17 protein-coding genes, 1 tRNA gene and 1 pseudogene are annotated in these 18,273 nt (G+C 59.8%); 10 read left to right on the top strand and 9 right to left on the bottom strand.

The features are described from left to right. Window positions 1-5: 5 nt before the first annotated feature. The 7 genes from Q1A85_RS05905 (at window position 6) to Q1A85_RS05875 (ending at window position 6,367) form a co-directional block, all read left to right on the top strand. Window positions 6-446, top strand: coding sequence for a TrgA family protein (locus tag Q1A85_RS05905; protein ID WP_299686401.1), 441 nt, complete (start codon window positions 6-8; stop codon window positions 444-446). Next, a complete protein-coding gene (locus tag Q1A85_RS05900) occupies window positions 437-1,558 on the top strand; it encodes an NUDIX domain-containing protein (protein WP_299686400.1) in 1,122 nt (373 codons plus the stop codon). Before Q1A85_RS05905 ends, Q1A85_RS05900 begins: the two co-directional genes overlap by 10 nt. A gap of 54 nt (window positions 1,559-1,612) precedes the next feature. Beyond that, on the top strand, window positions 1,613-2,647 hold the full coding sequence (locus Q1A85_RS05895; protein WP_299686398.1) for a cysteine synthase A: 1,035 nt from the start codon (window positions 1,613-1,615) through the stop codon (window positions 2,645-2,647). Next, entirely contained in the window at window positions 2,647-5,055 is a 2,409-nt protein-coding gene (locus Q1A85_RS05890; RefSeq protein WP_299686396.1) for a DUF3772 domain-containing protein, read from the top strand. The genes Q1A85_RS05895 and Q1A85_RS05890 overlap by 1 nt, the downstream gene beginning before the upstream one ends. Next, window positions 5,052-5,774: an alanyl-tRNA editing protein gene (locus Q1A85_RS05885; protein ID WP_299686395.1), complete on the top strand. Its 723-nt coding sequence runs from the start codon at window positions 5,052-5,054 to the stop codon at window positions 5,772-5,774. Before Q1A85_RS05890 ends, Q1A85_RS05885 begins: the two co-directional genes overlap by 4 nt. A 2-nt stretch (window positions 5,775-5,776) precedes the next feature. After that, window positions 5,777-6,145, top strand: a complete 369-nt coding sequence (locus Q1A85_RS05880) for a hypothetical protein (RefSeq protein WP_299686393.1) — start codon at window positions 5,777-5,779, stop codon at window positions 6,143-6,145. A 132-nt stretch (window positions 6,146-6,277) separates the two neighbouring features. Then, a tRNA-Ser gene (locus Q1A85_RS05875) sits at window positions 6,278-6,367 on the top strand. Window positions 6,368-6,532: 165 nt separating this feature from the next. On the opposite strand, the gene Q1A85_RS05870 is transcribed toward Q1A85_RS05875, so the two are convergent. The 7 genes from Q1A85_RS05870 to Q1A85_RS05840 all read right to left on the bottom strand — a co-directional run bounded on the left by Q1A85_RS05870 (window position 6,533) and on the right by Q1A85_RS05840 (window position 12,104). Continuing rightward, window positions 6,533-6,790, bottom strand: a complete 258-nt coding sequence (locus Q1A85_RS05870; protein ID WP_299686391.1) for a hypothetical protein — start codon at window positions 6,788-6,790, stop codon at window positions 6,533-6,535. Then, the gene (locus Q1A85_RS05865; RefSeq protein WP_299686389.1) at window positions 6,787-7,839 is read right to left on the bottom strand and encodes a phage portal protein; all 1,053 of its coding nucleotides are present in this window, start codon (window positions 7,837-7,839) and stop codon (window positions 6,787-6,789) included. Before Q1A85_RS05865 ends, Q1A85_RS05870 begins: the two co-directional genes overlap by 4 nt. Then, window positions 7,836-8,393, bottom strand: coding sequence for an HK97 family phage prohead protease (locus tag Q1A85_RS05860; protein ID WP_299686387.1), 558 nt, complete (start codon window positions 8,391-8,393; stop codon window positions 7,836-7,838). Before Q1A85_RS05860 ends, Q1A85_RS05865 begins: the two co-directional genes overlap by 4 nt. A 1-nt stretch (window position 8,394) precedes the next feature. Next, a complete protein-coding gene (locus Q1A85_RS05855; protein WP_299686385.1) occupies window positions 8,395-9,618 on the bottom strand; it encodes a phage major capsid protein in 1,224 nt (407 codons plus the stop codon). A gap of 13 nt (window positions 9,619-9,631) precedes the next feature. Further along, entirely contained in the window at window positions 9,632-9,952 is a 321-nt protein-coding gene (locus tag Q1A85_RS05850) for an HNH endonuclease signature motif containing protein (RefSeq protein ID WP_299686383.1), read from the bottom strand. Further along, window positions 9,949-11,475 (bottom strand): terminase large subunit, encoded by a 1,527-nt coding sequence (locus Q1A85_RS05845; protein ID WP_299686381.1) that lies wholly within the window; start codon window positions 11,473-11,475, stop codon window positions 9,949-9,951. Before Q1A85_RS05845 ends, Q1A85_RS05850 begins: the two co-directional genes overlap by 4 nt. A 98-nt stretch (window positions 11,476-11,573) precedes the next feature. Then, window positions 11,574-12,104, bottom strand: a complete 531-nt coding sequence (locus Q1A85_RS05840) for a hypothetical protein (RefSeq protein ID WP_299686379.1) — start codon at window positions 12,102-12,104, stop codon at window positions 11,574-11,576. A gap of 91 nt (window positions 12,105-12,195) precedes the next feature. Here Q1A85_RS05840 and Q1A85_RS05835 point away from each other — a divergent pair, with 91 nt between their 5' ends. Continuing rightward, a complete protein-coding gene (locus Q1A85_RS05835; protein WP_299686377.1) occupies window positions 12,196-12,468 on the top strand; it encodes a hypothetical protein in 273 nt (90 codons plus the stop codon). 1,077 nt (window positions 12,469-13,545) lie between these two features. On the opposite strand, the gene Q1A85_RS05830 is transcribed toward Q1A85_RS05835, so the two are convergent. Both Q1A85_RS05830 and Q1A85_RS05825 read right to left on the bottom strand, forming a co-directional pair. Further along, on the bottom strand, window positions 13,546-14,508 hold the full coding sequence (locus Q1A85_RS05830) for a hypothetical protein (protein WP_299686375.1): 963 nt from the start codon (window positions 14,506-14,508) through the stop codon (window positions 13,546-13,548). 516 nt (window positions 14,509-15,024) lie between these two features. Then, window positions 15,025-16,221 (bottom strand): integrase arm-type DNA-binding domain-containing protein, encoded by a 1,197-nt coding sequence (locus Q1A85_RS05825; protein WP_299686373.1) that lies wholly within the window; start codon window positions 16,219-16,221, stop codon window positions 15,025-15,027. A 405-nt stretch (window positions 16,222-16,626) separates the two neighbouring features. On the opposite strand from Q1A85_RS05825, the gene hisD reads away from it, so the two are divergent. After that, complete coding sequence (hisD, locus tag Q1A85_RS05820; RefSeq protein ID WP_299686371.1) at window positions 16,627-17,934, top strand: histidinol dehydrogenase; 1,308 nt, start codon at window positions 16,627-16,629, stop codon at window positions 17,932-17,934. A gap of 97 nt (window positions 17,935-18,031) precedes the next feature. Then, window positions 18,032-18,273, top strand: a pseudogene (locus Q1A85_RS05815) (sulfopyruvate decarboxylase subunit alpha); the annotation flags it as partial.

Here is an 18,273-nt window from a genome sequence, read left to right as displayed (position 1 = left end):
CGCCAATGCCTGACGCAGCCAAACTGGTTGGCGCAATGGGGTTGGCGATCCTCGCTTTTGTCGTGTCAGGCATGGTGATGCGCCTGTTCGAAGAGGACACCAATTTTGGCTGGTTCGTTCATGTGAACGTTCTGTTGGGTCTTGCCGTGGGTTGGGTGTTCATCGGACGGCGCGCGGGACGGGGCTGGACATCTGCCGTCAATGTGGGCCTGACGGGCGGCGTTGTGCTGGTGTTCTGGGGCCTGTTCATCCAGTCCTGCAACGAGATGACGCGCCTTGCGATGAAGAACCGCTATGACGGTGCGGGCGAGGCGCTGACAGCCGTGTTCGAGATCGGCGCAGAATGGGTGATCCTGATGTCGACCATTCAAATCTGGGGAACCGTGGCAATCGGGGGCGTCCTGACCGGGATCGCAACCGAAATTGCCTGGCGCAGATGGCGCTGACGCGCATGTCCCGCATGTTCTTTTTTGGCACGTTACGGCACAGGCCGCTGCTCGCCCTTGTGCTGGGCCGCGCGCTCAACAGCCTTGATGTGACCGATGACAGCTTGCCGGGATACCGCACGGACGCTGTCGCCGAAGGCCCGTTCCCGATGCTGACCCCGGACAAGGGCAGCGCGGCACCGGGTATCGTTGTCTCGGGCCTGACCGAAACGGACCGCGCGCGGCTTGACTACTACGAGGCCGGTTTTCAGTTTGACGTGGTGCCTTGCACAACCGCGTCTGGGCTGACGGCAGATGTCTATGTTTCGGACACGCCGGATTGGACGGCGGCAGGCCCGTGGGATCTTGACGGCTGGGTCCGCAAGTGGGGCGACATGACCGCGTTCGCCGCTCAAGAGGTCATGGCCGGGTTCGGCACCGTCCCCGCAACCGAAATTGCCCGCCGCTTTCCCCGCATCCGTGCCCGCGCGTGGAGCAAAGTGCTCGCACAGCAAGGCCGCCACGGGGCAGGGACGATAGACGGCGCGGTCGAGATTGTGCGCCGCACGCAGCCCTATTCCGACTTTTTCGCGCTGGAGGAAATCGCGCTGCGGCACGCGCATTTCGACGGCTCCATGTCTGACACGCTGGACCGCGCGGTGTTTGTCAGCACCGACGCGGCCATTCTGTTGCCCTACGACCCCGTACGCGACCGTGTGCTGTTGGTCGAACAAATCCGCCTTGGCCCGATTGGGCGGGCCGACCCGGTTCTGTGGCAACTGGAACCCGTGGCGGGGCTAATTGATCCCGGCGAGGCGCCCGAAGACGCGGCCCGACGCGAGGCGCAAGAGGAGGCGCACCTGACCCTTGGTCGACTGGAGCCTGTGGGCGAATGCTATGCCTCACCCGGCGCTGCCACGGATTTCTTTCACCTGTTTGTCGGTTTGTGTGATCTGCCGGATGATGCCGCCGAAGTTGGCGGGGCTGTCGACGAAGGTGAAAATATCCGCAGTCACCTGATCGACTTTGCCGACCTGCTGGCCATGGCCGAGGACCGGCGCACTGCAAACGCGCCGCTGACGCTGCTGGTCTACTGGCTGGCGCATCACCGGGCGCGGCTTCGGATGGGTTGAGGTCATGCCTGCGGCCCGCTACACCCAAGAAACATGGCCAAAAGGATGACCCCGATGCAGTTTGCCCCCGACCTTGCCGCTGCCGTTGGCAACACGCCCCTGATCAAGCTGCGCCGCGCCAGCGAAGAGACGGGATGCACCATTCTGGGCAAGGCTGAATTCATGAATCCGGGCCAGTCGGTCAAGGACCGCGCCGCCTTGTCGATCATCAAACACGCCGTGGCCAGCGGAGAGTTACGCCCAGGCGGCACGATTGTCGAAGGCACCGCCGGGAACACGGGTATTGGTCTGGCGCTGGTCGGGGCTTCGATGGGGTTCAAGACGGTGATCGTCATCCCCGAAACCCAGAGCCAGGAAAAGAAAGACATGCTGCGCCTTGCCGGTGCGGAATTGGTGCAGGTTCCGGCGGCCCCCTATCGCAATCCCAACAATTTTGTGCGGTATTCCGGACGTTTGGCTGCCGAACTTGCCAAAACGGAACCGAATGGTGCGATCTGGGCCAACCAGTTCGACAACACCGCCAACAGGCAGGCGCATGTCGAAACCACGGGGCCCGAAATCTGGGAACAGACGGATGGCAAGGTTGATGGATTTATCTGTGCCGTAGGTTCGGGCGGGACATTGGCCGGTGTGGCCGAAGTTTTGCAGCCCAAAGGCGTCAAGATCGGCATCGCCGATCCCGACGGTGCGGGCCTCTTTAGCTATTACACCACGGGCGAGATTGCGATGCAGGGCGGGTCCATCGCCGAAGGTATCGGGCAAGTGCGCATCACGGCCAACCTCGAAGGGTTCAAGCCCGATTTTGCCTACAACGTGCCTGACACCGAGGCACTGCCCATCGTCTTTGACCTTCTGCAAGAGGAAGGGCTGTGCATGGGGGCCTCTACAGGTGTGAACGTGGCGGGCGCGATCCGTCTGGCCTGCGACCTTGGACCGGGCCACACCATCGTCACCATCTTGTGCGACTTTGGCACACGGTATCAGTCAAAACTGTTCAACCCGGATTTCCTGCGCGAAAAAGACTTGCCGGTGCCCGGCTGGCTTGATCGCGGACCGGCCTCCATTCCCGGTGTGTTTGAGGACGTTTGATGAGAGTTGCATCGATACGGGCGGGGCTTGCGCTGGTCGCGGCCCTCTTTTTTGCCGTTGCCCTGTGGGCGCAGGACACTAACGGCCCAAACTACGAAGCATGGGAAACCGTGGCCAGCCGCGCCGAACGCGCCGTGGAAACGGCCCGTGCATCGGACGAGGCGTTCGACAATCTGCGCGCCGAGATTGTCGACTGGCGCGGACGCTTTCAAGAGCAACTGAACGCGAATGCCAGCCGCATCGCCACATTGCGCGAGCAGATCGCCGCCCTTGGCCCTGTGCCGGAAGAGGGCGGGTCCGAACCGACCGAGATCGCGGCACGCAGGGCCGAACTGAATGCGCAGCTGGAACGGCTCAGCACCCCCCGCCGCACCGCAGAAGAGGCGTTTAGCCGGGCGGGCGGCATTGTGGGCGAGATCGACGAAATTCTGCGCCAACGTCAGGCCGATCAGTTACTGAACATGGGGCCGTGGCCCGTGAATCCCGGCCTCTGGCCCGAAGCATGGCGAGACGTGCAGGAAACTGTGGCGGCCACTGCGGCGGGCATGTCGCAGGCATGGCGCAACCCCGCCACGCGGGCGCAGGCGCAGGACAACCTGCCGCTGGTGATCGGGCTGGTGATCCTTGGCGTGGCGCTGCTGGCGCGGTCCCGACGGTGGAGCGAGGCGCTTGCCACCCGTATCCAGCGTGCCGATACGCATACCGGCTCTGGTGTTGCGGGTTTTGTCGTGTCGCTGGGCCAGATCGTCTTGCCCATGTTGGGCCTCTTTGCGCTGCTGCGCGCGTTGGGGGCGACCGACCTGTTTGGCCCGCGTGCCGAAGTGTTGTTGAGCGCGATGGAGCCCATGGGCTTTACCATCTTCTTTGCGCTCTGGCTGGCCAGCCGCATTTTTCCGCGCGATGAGGCGTTGCCAACGCCGCTGACGCTGCCGCCCGAACGGCGGACCGAGGGGCGGATCTATGCATTCATCCTTGGTGTGGTTGTGGCGCTGTCGTACCTGACCAACCAGTTTTCGGAGTTCGAACGCTACAGCCTTGCCACGCGGGCGGTGCTGCATTTCCCGCTGATCGTGGTGGCGTCGCTGTTGACGTTGCGGATCGGCTGGCTGATGCGCCGCAACCTGCGCGAAGCGGAAAGCGACGGCCAGACTGAACGCGCCTTTGGTGCGCGGGTGATCCGGCTCTTGGGGCAGGGCGCGATCATTGTCGGTGCCTTGGCGCCGGTATTGGCGGCCCTTGGCTACGGTGTTGCGTCCAAGGCGTTGATCTACCCTGCGATCCAGACGCTGGCGCTGTTTGGCGTTCTGGCGCTGCTGCAACAATTGGTGCGTGATATCTATAGCGCGCTGCGCCCCGGCCATTCCGTCGCAGAAAGCCTGATCCCCACGCTGGTGGGCTTTGCCCTGATCCTTGCCGCAGCGATCCCGCTGTCGCTGATCTGGGGCGCGCGCATCACGGACCTCACTGATCTGTGGGACCGGTTGCGCAACGGCCTGACCATCGGGGATATCACGATTTCGCCCGGCAGCTTCTTTATGCTGATCGTTGTGTTTGCGCTGGGGTATGCGCTGACCCGTGGGGCGCAAGCCGCGCTGCGCACGTCGGTTTTGCCCAAGACCAAGCTTGATACCGGTGGTCAGACTGCTGTCGTCGCGGGTGTCGGTTATGTCGGTATTTTTCTGGCGGCGCTGGTTGCGATAACGTCGGCTGGCATTGACCTGTCCAACATTGCCATCGTTGCTGGTGCGCTGTCGGTTGGCATTGGATTTGGCCTGCAAACCATCGTGTCGAATTTTGTCTCCGGCATCATCCTGCTGATCGAACGGCCCATTTCCGAAGGGGACTGGATCGAGGTGGGCGGGCAGATGGGCTATGTGCGCAATATCTCTGTCCGGTCCACCCGGATCGAGACATTCGACCGTACGGACGTGATTGTGCCCAACGCCGATCTGATCTCGGGCACGGTCACGAACTACACCCGCGGCAATACGGTGGGCCGGGTGATCATCTCTGTGGGGGTGGCGTACGGCACCGACACCCGGCGTGTCGAAGGCATCCTGCGCGAGATCGCAGAGGCGCACCCCATGGCGCTGGCCAATCCCGCGCCGATGATCCTTTTTGCCGGTTTTGGCGCGGACAGTCTGGATTTTGAACTGAGGATCATTTTGCGCGATGTGAACTGGTCGCTGAGCGTGCGCAACGACATCAACCACCAGATTGCAGAACGCTTTGCCGCCGAAGGGATCGAAATTCCCTTTGCGCAGCGCGATGTCTGGCTGCGCAATCCCGAAACGCTGCAACAGGCAGGGGCCACTGCCGCGCAATCGCCCGAACCCCAGCCCGAGATCGACCCGTCCGTCGGCGACGACGACGCAAACGACGCCGACACAGACGGAGACGGCAGATGACCCACATGCTCTTTCGTGATGATGCCTATGCTCGTGATGCGGTGGCCACAGTCATCGGTCACACGGACGAAGGTGGCATCATTCTGGATCAGACAGTTTTTTACCCCACTGGTGGGGGCCAGCCCGGCGACAGTGGCCGCATCACATGGGGCGGCAACGCGCTGACCATCGCCACCGCCGTAAAAGGCGACGGCGACACGGTTGTGCTGGTCCCCTCCGAACCGCGCGCGCTGCCGCCCGCAGGTGCGCAGGTCGAACAATCCCTCGACTGGGATCGCCGCTATGCCCATATGCGCGTCCACACGGCGCTGCACCTTTTGTCCGTGGCCATGCCCTTTGGCGTCACCGGGGGCGCGATCAGCGCCGGTCGCGGCCGGCTCGATTTCGATATGGAAGACGCTCCCGAAGACCGCGACGCTATCGAAACGGCTCTGAACGCGCAGGTCGAGGCGGATCACAAAGTTACCGAAGACTGGATCAGCGAAGAAGAGCTGGATGCCAATCCCGCGCTCGTCAAAACGCTGTCGGTGCAACCGCCGCGGGGGGCAGGGCGCATTCGCCTGATCCGCATCGGCGGCGACACGAACGCCATCGACCTGCAACCCTGCGGCGGCACCCATGTGGCACGCACGGGCGAGATCGGCGGGCTGCGTCTGGGCAAGATCGAAAAGAAAGGGCGCCGCAACCGCCGCGTCTACCTGCATCTGGATGGGTTTTGATAATGTTTCGAAGTGTCGCAACCCTGAGCGCCATGCTGTTCTCCGTTCTCGCGGTCGCGTTCTTTGCTGTGCCGAATGTGGTTACGGCTGCGTGGGGTCTCATGCTCGCAGGTGACGCGGCCTTTATGGGCCAGCGGCTCGCTGCGGCATTTGCCGGGTTCGCCGTGATGCTGTTCCTGGTCCGCGATGCGCCGCCATCCCCGGCCCGTCGCGCGCTGGCTTCTGGGGTGGCGACGGCGTTGTTGCTTGTCGCCGGGGTCGGCGTGTTGGGAATGGCCCAAGGCGTCGTGGGCGGCGGCATCCTGTTGGCCATAGCTGTTGAATTGGTGATCGCCATGGCCCTGATCCTGACCGGGCGCGCAACAGTCTGACCGCCCCTCCGGGTCGCTATCCCGTGTCGTGCAACCCTTGGCCGCGTTCATCAGGGCACATTGCGCCATAAGCCAGTAAATTGATGGATTTGCGCTTGCATCCCACGGGTGGGGTTCAATATACCCGCCAGCGGACAGGTGGCCGAGTGGTCGAAGGCGCGCGCCTGGAAAGTGCGTAGGCGGGAGACCGTCTCGAGGGTTCGAATCCCTTCCTGTCCGCCATTCAACAAAAAATATGAAATAAAAACAGATATTTAAAGGTCTCTAGTGGACCTTGGTACGCTTCTGGTACGCTTTTGAATTTGCTGGGACAATGACGTTGCGTCAGCCTACACCAGCAAAGCCGCCCAAGCCGCCAAGCACACCAGCGCCCAGAACACCCCCGACTCACCCATCGCAAGCCCGCCTGTACACGCCGTACCCATGCGCCAACGGTTCGCTTAGGCGGATATGCCAAACGCCGTCAATCTCGACAGCTTGCACGTCACGTTCCGGAATGCCGAACCCTTCGGCGTGGCGGAACAGATCAGGGCCGGGGATGCTATACCACTCCCAAGCGTCCAAGTTGCTCAGCCACACCACGTCATAGACAGGCTCACCATGAGCGAATTCGCTATTCATCATGTCGGCAAGGGCACCACTCATTGCTGCCCCCAATCGACCAGATCAAACGCCCGTTCTACATCCACGCCCGACTCCTTAGCCGCCGCCATGGCCTGCACCAGCGCCGTGACAGTGCGTGCACGTCCGCCCGAGTCGTACGCTTGAAGTGGGCGCATGACGTCCAGCGTCACCGGCGACTCCAGCTTGGCAGAACACTCATGCGCCACCAGCTTGGCAAGCGGTTGCAATGTCCACTGCCCAAGGTGTCGTTGCGCTTCCCTGACAACCGGCCCCGTCGCGGCGGGGTTCTGTAGAGCAGGCAGAACGCCAAAGACGGATTCGATAGCATTGCGGGCCTCTTTGATAGCCTGAGACGACTCAAGACGCTGCAAATTCGGCGTCAAATCCGTGGCCTGTTTGAACAGATCAGGATAGGCACCGGCGGCGGTAGCTTGTGCCACGCCCTCGACAACCAAGACGGAACCACGGCGGCCCTTGAAGCCTTCCCGCAGCGCCGTCAGATCATCCACTTGGGCCTCGGGCATGGGCACGATTTGACTGCCGATAGGGGCCGTCTGATAGACGTCTGAAAGGGCCGATTCTACGGCATTGGCGAGACCAGCCGACAGAGCCGCACGGCGTAGAGGTGGAGTGCCGACATAGGGCGTTGTTGTCTGGGCACCCGTCACCACGTGGATCACCTCAGGGGCAAGGGCCGTGACTGTGTAGCCGCCGCCGGTGTCCGCTACAGACGCGCGATAGGCGACTGGCCGTCCGTTCCGAGTGCTGACGTCCCACTCGTGACAAGCCACAAGTCCGTCCTCCCGGATCAAGGCCAGAAACTCCCCACGCAATGCCAGAGAACGGGCCACAAGGGCCAGCATGGGCGGCGTGAGTAGGTCCGTGCCGTTCACGTCCGCAAGGCTCAATCCGCCTTCCCATAAACTGACGCACGACTGCGCAGCGCTGGTGAGTTCGCCAATGCCCTCACGCCCCGTGATCAGGGCAGCACGCGCCGCCATCAAGCTTGCCGTGTAGCCCGTGGCCGATGCCCGATTTTCGACAGGCTTTCGCTTAAAGGGCCAGATCATGCGCGCCACCTCGACAGGACATGCACCGACCGGGCGGACGGTTCAGGCGTCCAGTTGCGGGCTTGCACCTGCCCATAGGGATACGCACCCTTTGTCACCGCCGATAGTTCGATCAGTTCGGCGCGTTTGATGGTGCGCAGGACGTTATTACCCTCACGCGTAACCACCTGATCTTTGGCCGATGAAACGCGGAAACCGGGTGACAAGCCCTTGACCAAGCTGGTCTGCATGGCGGCCACCGCGTCCTTTACAAAGCCAATTGCCATATGATCGGCAGAGATACGCGCCTCAAATCGCAACGCGTTGCCAGCATCGTTAAGTGTCAGCGAACCGCCAGCACGTGAGGCCAGCGGTTTGCCCATGTCGTGTTGCCACACAAAATGAATATCGGCCTCACTTTGCACCGAGTCGGCGAACGCACCCGGTGCGAAAGTTTCAAAACGATCAGCGCCAAAAGAGGCGCGTTCGCCATAGGGAAAAACACCCTCGATAATGGCGGACCCGTCGAACGCGAAACGCGTCTCAACGGCCCCCGCCGCGCGTCCTTCAAGCATGTTACTGAATACCCTCTACGATCCGCAGTTGCGCGCCACGGGCAACCGTCTGGTCCATGGTCGCGATAGCGGTAAGGCGCAGTTGGCCAGACGCGGCGTCGGTGTACGGGTCGCGGATCAGGTCGATACCGCCCCACGCGCCGATGTGGATAGGTGGCAGGCCACCTGCCGACGTCGCCAGTACGGCAGTTGTTTCACCACCCGCAGGCGCTTCAAGGGCGTTGGTGGTCATGATCACGCCAAGCATGGCTTTGCGCATCAATTCGAATTCGGTAACAGCGGTGCCCGTGATGTACGAACCGTCCATGCGGTCCCAAACTTCGGGCCGGATCAGCGCGCGAACCGAACCGGGGCCGCTTGCAGCATTGCCCACCATGAATGCAAGCACCTCAGTCCGGAACGCCGCCCACGTGGCCGCCGCGCCAAGGTTGTTAACGTTGATCCCGTATGTGGCCGCGCCGGGGATAATGCCCAGAGGCTCACCAGCGGCACCGCTGCCAAGGATCAAAGAGCGATCCAGTTCCATTTGCATCGCGCCATTCATGTCGCGACGGATTGCAGACTCGAGACCTTCGCCGCTTTGTTTCAACGCCTTGCGCGTGATTTTCATGCGGACGCCAAGGGCAAAATCAGGCGACAGTTTCGCGTCAGCCGTGGTGAAGGGAACCGGGTCCGGCAGGTCAGTGACTTCGTCCGTTTGCCAGCTTGCAACCGTGCTTGCCGTGGACACCGGATATTCAAGCGAACCTTGGCCTACCTGCACCAAAGACGCCCCCAATTGCGCCGCCACTGAGGTAGGAAACAAGCGGTCAACAAGCGGCATGGTGCGCGTCGGATCAGGCGTGGTTGCGCTGGTAGTTTCGCCCGCACGACGCTCCAGCGCGCCCCAAGGGATGGGCTGACCTTGAAATGAACCTTGCGCACGCATTTCGGTTACGACTTCGGCAGTTTGACCACTGATAGCTGCGCCCGTGTCCAGATTGGCCACCACCTGACGCAGTTCAAAGTTGTCAATAAGGCCCTGCCACTCGTCGGCAGAGCGGTTTTCGAGTTCGGCAGACGCCGCGTCACGTTCGGACGCCTCGACAATCAAAGCGCCCCGGTATTTGGTTTCGTTTGCACGATATTCGGCGTCCAGAGTGTCAATCTGGCGCGTTTCGTCGTCGGTGGTCTCTTTGCCGACGAGTTCCGACAATTGAGAACGAATCTCAGACTGACGGCGCATGATTTTTGCAGATTCAAGCATGTGTTTTTGCCTCTTTTTTTAGTAGTTGCCGCCAGTCTTGGCGATCTTGGGAAATTGGTCGAAAGCCCACCTCGTGACGGGTTTTTTCGGAATGACAGACACGACAAAGCGTCTGTAAATTTGCCGGATCAAACGACAGTTCGGGGTGCGTTCGAACGGGTTCAATGTGATCCACTTCAAGGCGGCGAAAATCGCCACATTTGACGCAGCGCCACTCGTCGCGTTCCATGATTTTGAGGCGCAGAACGGCCCACCGTTTGGTGCTGGTGACTTTGGCGGAATGCCGTTTGTGTTCCTGACGACGCGTTGTCATGCCCACACCACGCGCGATTTTTTGACTGCACCGTTCTTGATCCGAGCACCTTGTGCGACTGCCAAAACGGCAGCAGCCAGCGCGTCAATCCGGCCTGTAGAGCGGCCTTTTGCGATTTTGATGTTGCCACTTGCATCGGTGAGTACGACGGCATCGGCCAGCGCGGAACGCATTAACAGGGAAGGGTCACAGGCAATTTCGCCGTCGAACGCAGCGCGGCGAAAACGATCACAGTCTTCGCTTGCTTCCTGCCACACCATACGCCGCCAAATGATCGGGCAGCGGAATCCAGTTGCTACAAGCGCTTCTGAAATTTCCGCTTTTTTATATCCATCAGCCACTAGGGCCGCGATTTTTTCGCCGTCAATTTGAGAGATGATTTTGCGCAACCAATCAGCGACAGGCACAGTGCTTTTACCGATTTGATTGAGTTCGCCACGCAAGTGCATTTCGACGTAACGGCCTTTGACGCCGTCCGCCTCGCCACGGGACTCCAGCGACGGCAAGCCGGGGAAGGTGCCATAAGCTTCAAGGCGCGATGTGTCGGGCCAGTAAAACGCGACACCAGACATGGACGCAGAACCGCCCAGATCAATCCCTACCACCACGTCACCAGAACGCGGCGGCAATTCGTCCACTTCGCACGCCAACCATTCGTCAGTCGTTAGCAGGACGTCGCGGGCTTCGGCGCTGACGCGTTCATTGCGGTTGTACAAGCGGAAACTTATGAGAGTTTGCCCGCCCCGTGCAATGGCGCGCTTGGCCTCACTTTGCAGCCATTCCAGACTTGAACCGATACCGTGTTCGGCACCGGGGTTCGCCTCTTTCAGCGAGTCCGGATCGTCCGCAGGCAACCCCGGCAGTGGGCGGTGTTCTTGAATGAAAATACCGGGTCCGGGATTGTCCAGCCAGATCGAAAACGGGTGCGCGTCGTCACGTGCTGACGTGCTGATAATCAGAGCGCGGCCCGCACGTTTGCCCAGACCCGACAGCAATGCGGCCTCTAGATCATCACCTTTGACGCCGTCCCAGTGACCGCGTTCGTCCATAAGAACGAACGTCGGCGAAGATCCGAGTGCCGTCATGCCGTCTGACGCGATCACGCGTAGAATGTGGCGGCCCGTCTCTGTTTCGATCTCTAATTCCAGACGCGGCGCACGCCGGATTTTTACCGTCTTTTGCAGTTCCTCGGGCAACGAACGCAGGAATCCGAGCACGAATTGGAATGCGATAGCGCCTTGATCTCGGGTCCGTGCTGCAATGACAACGTCACGGTTAGGCTGTGGATCGAACACGCCAAGGAAAGCAGCCAAAGCAATAGCCGACGACAGCGCAGTTTTGGCGGCACCACGGCCCACGGACAGGCACGCAATTCGAATGTCAGAACCAAGGGCACCCCGGATAAATTTGCGTTGGAACGGCGCAAGTTTCATCAGCTGACCAGCTTTTGGCCCTTCGGGGATTTTCAAATCACCCTCGATGAAGCGAATGCATTTTGTTGCGTCATTTGCCACTTTTTTCACCGGCTATTGCGAGCGCGTAAGTTGGCCAGGCGGCAGGGGGTCCGCGAGAGAGAGCGGGCATTGGGACCATGTGAGGGGTAAGACATTGGAAAACCGCCCTAAATTGACACGCGTTTGCGTGTGTTGAGTGCAGCGGCAAAGGCAGGCGAATAGCGGCGTGACTGTGTCTCGACGTCCTGAGCGTCCACTTGATGCATCACCTGCATGGCCAGCGCGGCGCGCACGTGTTGCGGTGCAGCGGGCAAGCCTGCGGTGTAGGTGACCACCAGCGGGCCTTGTGGCAACGCGTTCACAGTCAGCGTGGGGCGCTCGCCATGACGCGTTGTCAGGTCAATCGGCGCTATTGCCTGCATCGTCTCAATCGTCTGGCTTGCCGTCAGTGTCGCTGCGTTAGCCTCTGACAGCGGGCCAATGGGCAGGCGCAAAGGCACATTGCACAGCCACGTGTCGAACGTCACAGTGATGGTCTCAGGCAGCAGCGCAATGTTGAGGCGCTGGCAATACTCAGACGTCACAGACGCCGCCAATAGGGCCAACATGGTGTCGTCCTCATCATGCTCAACGCGCCCGACAGCCTTGATGTCGTCCAGCGATACCGCCGCCTTGATGTCGCCTCTGATGATATGCATGCGCCAAAACCGTGTAAAAGAATTGACACATATGGTATCAAATGAGTGTAAACGCGTAACCCATTAATATTGCTATCAAAGAGAGTGCAAAATGGCTGATGAGATCGTCAAATTTACAGCATCGGGCAGTTACATGCCACTAGGTGGCGGTGCGACCACTCTGACCTTGGCCAATGACCACGCATATGGGCATTTGCGCGTTGCCATTGCCGACGCTTTGCCTGCGGATGACCACGCGGCCTATCACATCCTGCAACAACGGGACCGGGTGACGCACGATGAGATTCCGGTGGGGTTCACGCTCTACGTTCGTAACGACGATCCGGACGTCAACGTGCACGGGCACTACCGCAAGTTTTTGTAATCAGGGACCGGCCCACGCGGTCCTTGGGCTTCGGTGGCGAAAGCCGGTTGCCGAAACAGTGGGGGAGATAGTCGGAGACGTCGCCTCAGAACACCGACAAGATCAGCGCGCTATCCTTTCGCGCGGGTAGATCAGGCCCCGGCAATGACGCTTGTCGGGGCCGTTCATTTAGATCGCCGCGCACCCCCATGCGATTCGGATCAGTCGCCCGACTGCCATTGCCCGCGATACATCAGCGGTTGCCCGATTCCCCGCCAATCGTCATTGTCCAGACGATCACGCGGCCACCGCAAAAACAGACCATCCAAAACACGACGCGTTGCTTGCTGACATGGACGTGTCGAACAGCTTAGCCACGTATGTGTTTGACCATCCCAGTGGCAGGTCCATTTTCGTCCCAACGCGTCGGCAATGGTCACCTCGATCGCGGGCGATGGTGCCGCCCTTTTGCAGGTCCACAAAAGCGCGCCTCTCATGGCCAGTAGGTCGCGCAGTGTTGGTTGGGTAGCCGGATCGTCTTTGCGGGCTTGTGGCCCCTGTTGCAGCGCGCGTCTGGTCATTTTCGGCCCCCGCCTGATGTCGCATAAACATACACCGGGGGCGCAATGGTGTGAATCGGTCATCTCAATTTGGCGTTTGGTATCAAAGTGATACAGTTTGGATCGCCTCGATTCGTGGTTGGACGGATCGGGGTGGCCCGTTGCTGGTTTTGTTGACACTTGCAGTGACGGGCCGACTGGCGCGCTGGATCAGACGTTCCGAGACGCACCAAAGGCGGGCAAGGTCAGAAAGCGCGCCATCTGGCGTCTTTTGTTGCGTTCATGGCGTTGACGTAACAATATTTGGCGCTTCTTCCGCATCCCGGACCTTGCGCGCTTCTGACAGGCGTTGGCTGGACAATCCGGCGCTGGACGTGGTGCCTTGAAAAGTCCCCGGACCTTGGGGACTTTTGGGGCGCCCCTTTGCCATGCGCCCATCTTCCTTCGCGCTGTCATATTCGTCCGCCAGACGCCGCTGACATGCCGTCTGCGCCGCCACGATCCAGACACGCCGCTTGGCGGTCTAGATCGGCGGCGGTCATGTGGTACGTGCTTGCGCGATGTAGTGCGCATATATGCGGCCCTGTGCATCATCCATGTTGATCGGCGGACGTAGATCGAGATCGGGGAACCGTTCAAGTAACCACGCCGTGCGTTTTTCCTGTTCAAGTGCAATTCGGTCGTCAGCAAGCCCGTTGCTTTCGGCATACTCAAAATAGCTGCCAGTCCAGTACGACTCGCCCTTGTACCGATAGAAACAAGCGCACGGCGACAGGATGGGGGCTAATTGGCTTTGCGCGTCTAGTCGATCTTGGTCCGTCAGATCGCCAGCTTCACGCTGCACAAAGCTCGCCCACGTCTTGCGCCAATTTTGTTCTGGCCGTTTGGCACGTCCTGCCCACTCAACAAAACGCACCGTCAATTCCGACACGCGCTCTGACGTCAGACCTTCGCCATGAGCGAATGCTTGCCATGAGTTCGGGGGTGACCAGTCTGGGTGAGACGGTTGCAGGTCGGACTCTTCCAATTCTGCAAAATCATCATCCTCGCGCGCTTGCGCGCCTGTATTATGATGATTGTATTTTGTAGTATCCTTTATTGACCTACCCAATTTGCGGACGTCATGACCTACCCCATTTGCGGACCTCTTGACCTCCCCTAAATCTGGACCTCTGACGTCCGCGTTTGGGGTAGGTCTGTCATCATCAAAGAATGCATCCGTTAATCGGATCGAAAGACCACGACGCCAGCCGCTTTTGTATGTGCGAATGGCAGATGAAACGTACCCCATGTCCTGCAATTCGCCGAGCGCCTCGGACACCCGCGAAGGACTCCCCAAGCCAGCTTCATTCGCAATCGTCTCGCGCTTGTATCCGTCAAAATCATCGGCCTGAGCGGACACGTATAGTAGCAATTTGAGATGCCTTAGCTTGATGCGCGGATCTCGTAAAACGCTCAACCCAACACGCCCAAAGTGACCTTTGATTTGTCGTTTTTTCATTTGGGTACTCTCAGTTTTGACAACACCGAGCGAAACGGTATGTTGTGCTTGCGCAAGCGGTCGTCTGCAGCGCCCGCGCTCTCATAAGAAACCCCTGCCGCTTCACCCAGCGGCAGGGGTTTTTCATTGGGTGGCCTGACTGCGCAACGCTGCCATGTACTCAGATCGCCACCAATAATTTCGCCCGTTAATGACAGTCGGCGCGGGCAGGATGCCTTGTTTGACATGCCGCCAGTGCGTCGCGTTTGAAACCGGATTCACTTGGCGGGTGTCGCCCCGGTTCCAAAGGACGTCTCCGGGTTCGCGCGGGTTGGTTGGCGGTACTTGCGTCATGTTTCACCTTGTTTGTTTTCGCTTCGTCACAAAGCAAACAGGAACACGGCAGATCATCGCAAGGCACAACGAACGGGTATAAAGGTGGCAAAATTATTTTTGTGGAAAGTCAGAGTTTTGGTGGCCTTTGTTGACACCACCAAGTGCAACCGCGCCCCACAATTTGCGGGGCGCGCTAGTGAATCACACGGCGACGGGTTCGAACGGGACAACGTTTGACGACGCGTCACCGCTTAGCAGATCGGCCCACATTTGCATGATAACGCGTCGCCGCGCGGTCAAAGGGTCGCGCAAGTAAACTTGCTCTTGAGCCGGTCGCACGGCGTGCATGAGGCACTCCTCGATAATCTGGTTTTCTTCGACCTTGTTCACGGACGCCCATGTCTTGAACGATCCCCGCGCACCGTGCGACGTCGCTTGGATGTTGTTTCGGCGATACCACTGCGTCCAGTTGTTGTAGCTGACGTGCCCGGTTTTCCATGCGTGCGGGTTCTTAAAGATGTAGCCCGTGCGGTCGTTGTAGATTGCGTCGGCCTTGGTCAAAAGCGCCTGCGCCTGCGTACTCAGCGGTGCGACGTGTTCCCGCCCGTTCTTGGTGTCGGGGATGATCCACAACGTCCCACACTTGCTTATCTGGTCCCATGTGGCGGTCACAACGTCACCAGCGCGCGGCGCGTTCAGCAAATAAAACGCTTCGGCAAGGCCCTGCATGGTCAGATGCGTCAACGACTGGTAATGCCCCGGCACATCTGTCCAATGCAGCGCCTTTTGAGGCGTAGATGTGTGGCGCGTTTTACCGAGTAGCTTGCGAGCGCGGCGGACGGCTAAAGGATCGCAGTCGTATTCCGCAGCATCTGCCCAATCCAAAATCTTGCCAGTATGCAAGAGGCACTTGTGCGCTGTTGGATGCTTGCCGTGCCACATGTGCCGCACCATGTCGGCCAACACTTTGCCGTTGATGTCCGATAGGGCGAGGTGGCCGATAGCTGGATACACGTAGGCGTGCAGTTTTGGAATGAACCCGTTTTTTGCACCGCCGCACTTCCATGTCGGTTTGAAGTCGGCCACGGCCAGTTCGGCCACTTCCTTGAACGTGGTCGCCGCAACTTTGGCCGCAACCTTCACCTGTTCAATCTCGCTGCGCGGGTCGATCCCACGCCGCACCTTGGCGCGAACATCCGCCAGCGCCTCCCGTGCATCGGCAAGCGACACGTACGGGTAGTCGCCCAGTGCCATGCTCTTGTCCTTACCGCCCCACTTATAGCGCGCCAGCCATTTGCCTGTGCCATCGCCGTTGGCCGTCATCCGTAGCCCACGGTCAATGGTGTGCTGTCCCTTTGGCAGGTTCTTTACCTGCAATGCTGTCAAAACCTTTGCCACTTTGTTCGAGTCCTTCCCCTCAGTTCAGTACGTTTTCGGTACGCTTTCGCTTAAAAACAGCTTGAGCGACTGTGAAACGCTATAGAAAGGGAAAAAGGCGGCAACTTACCGTTTTTGCAACAAAATTTTTGTTACAGAGAGCGAAATTGAACGGCTCTGAAAAAGAGTGAAATCAAAAAAACTTGTACTTCCTGTCCGCCACTTCCTCTTTTCGCAAAACGTCTGTTCGCGGGATGAGAACCCGCTGCGCAGTATTGCATTTATCAAATATACGGCTTGTTGTTTCCGAAGCGATCCATTGCCCGGCGAGACGCGCTTGTTCCGTCCCTGTTGCGCAATTAGCGTATCACCTGCGGTCGCACACCGCGCCTTGATTTTACGCTTTTGAATGGAACCAGTACAAATATGGCCCGTGAATACCTCAAAAAAGCAACTCTGACCGCGGCCACAGGTGCCACTGATGTCCACGAAACGGTGACGCAAATTCTGGCCGATATCGAAGCAGGCGGCGATCAGGCAGCGCTCGATTTTGCGGCGAAGTTCGACAAATACGACGGCAGTATCCTGTTGAGTGCAGAAGAGATCGAAGCGGCCTACGCCTTGGTCCCCGAAAAGCTCAAGGCCGACATCCGGTTCGCCCATGACAACGTGCGTCGGTTTGCCGAAGCACAGAAATCGACCGTGGCGGACGTGGAATACGAGGTGGTGCCGGGTTTGATCGCAGGGCAAAAGGCAATCCCGGTGGATGCGGCGGGCTGCTATGTGCCCGGTGGGCGGTACAGCCATATCGCCAGCGCCATCATGACCGTTACAACCGCCAAAGTAGCCGGTTGCCGCCATATTACGGCCTGTTCGCCGCCACGTCCGGACGTGGGCGTGGCCCCGGCGATTGTCTATGCGGCGCATATCTGCGGTGCGGACAAGATCATGGCCATGGGTGGGGTACAGGGCGTCGCGGCAATGACCTTTGGCCTGTTTGGTCTGCCCAAGGCGAACATCCTTGTCGGTCCCGGTAACCAGTTCGTGGCCGAAGCCAAGCGCATCCTTTTTGGCCGTGTCGGTATCGACATGATCGCAGGCCCGACCGACAGCCTCATTCTTGCGGATGCCACGGCGGATGCGCATATCGTGGCGACAGATTTGGTCAGTCAGGCCGAACATGGCTACAATTCACCCGTCTGGCTGGTGACGGACAACCGCCCGCTGGCGGAAAAGGTGATGGACCTCGTGCCCGGCCTGATCGACGACCTTCCGGAGGTGAACCGCGAAAACGCGGCCGCTGCGTGGCGCGACTATGCCGAGGTGATTGTCTGTTCCGACCGCGAGGAAATGGCAGCCTGTTCAGACGATTACGCGCCCGAACACCTGACGGTGCAGGCGCAAGATCTGGAATGGTGGCTTGATCGGTTGACCTGCTACGGCTCGCTGTTTCTGGGCGAGGAAACGACCGTATCCTACGGTGACAAGGCATCGGGGACAAACCACGTTCTGCCCACCTCTGGCGCGGCGGGTTATACGGGCGGGCTATCTGTGCACAAATATATGAAAATCGTGACGTGGCAGCGCGCCACCCGCGAGGGCTCCAAACCCGTGGCCGAGGCGACCGCGCGCATCTCGCGCCTCGAAGGAATGGAGGGGCACGCCCGCGCCGCTGACGTCCGGCTGGCCAAGTACTTCCCGGACGAGACATTCGACCTGACCGCCAATGGCTGACCCGCGCGCGTTATCCCGCTGCGCCGCGGTTTGACGATATCTGCATTACACTCCGCTCGGCACCACCAGTGCCGGGCCAAGAATTGGAAATAACCACATGAACATAGACAAGAAGATCACCGACGATCTTGTGGCGAACGGCGTTTCGTTTGTCACGACGGTGCCGTGCAAGCAGCTGGCTGGCGTGATTGACGAGATTGACGCGCGGGAGGAGATTTTTCACATCCCCTCCAACAAGGAAGATGAAGGCATGGGCCTGTGTGCCGGTGCCTGGATGGGGGGCAAACGGCCCGCCATCATCATGCAGAACACCGCCATCGGCGTCACCATCAACACGCT

The organism is uncultured Tateyamaria sp. (assembly GCF_947503385.1).
In the GTDB taxonomy this organism is placed as follows: Bacteria; Pseudomonadota; Alphaproteobacteria; order Rhodobacterales; family Rhodobacteraceae; genus Tateyamaria.
This window is presented reverse-complemented; position numbering and strand designations above follow the sequence as displayed.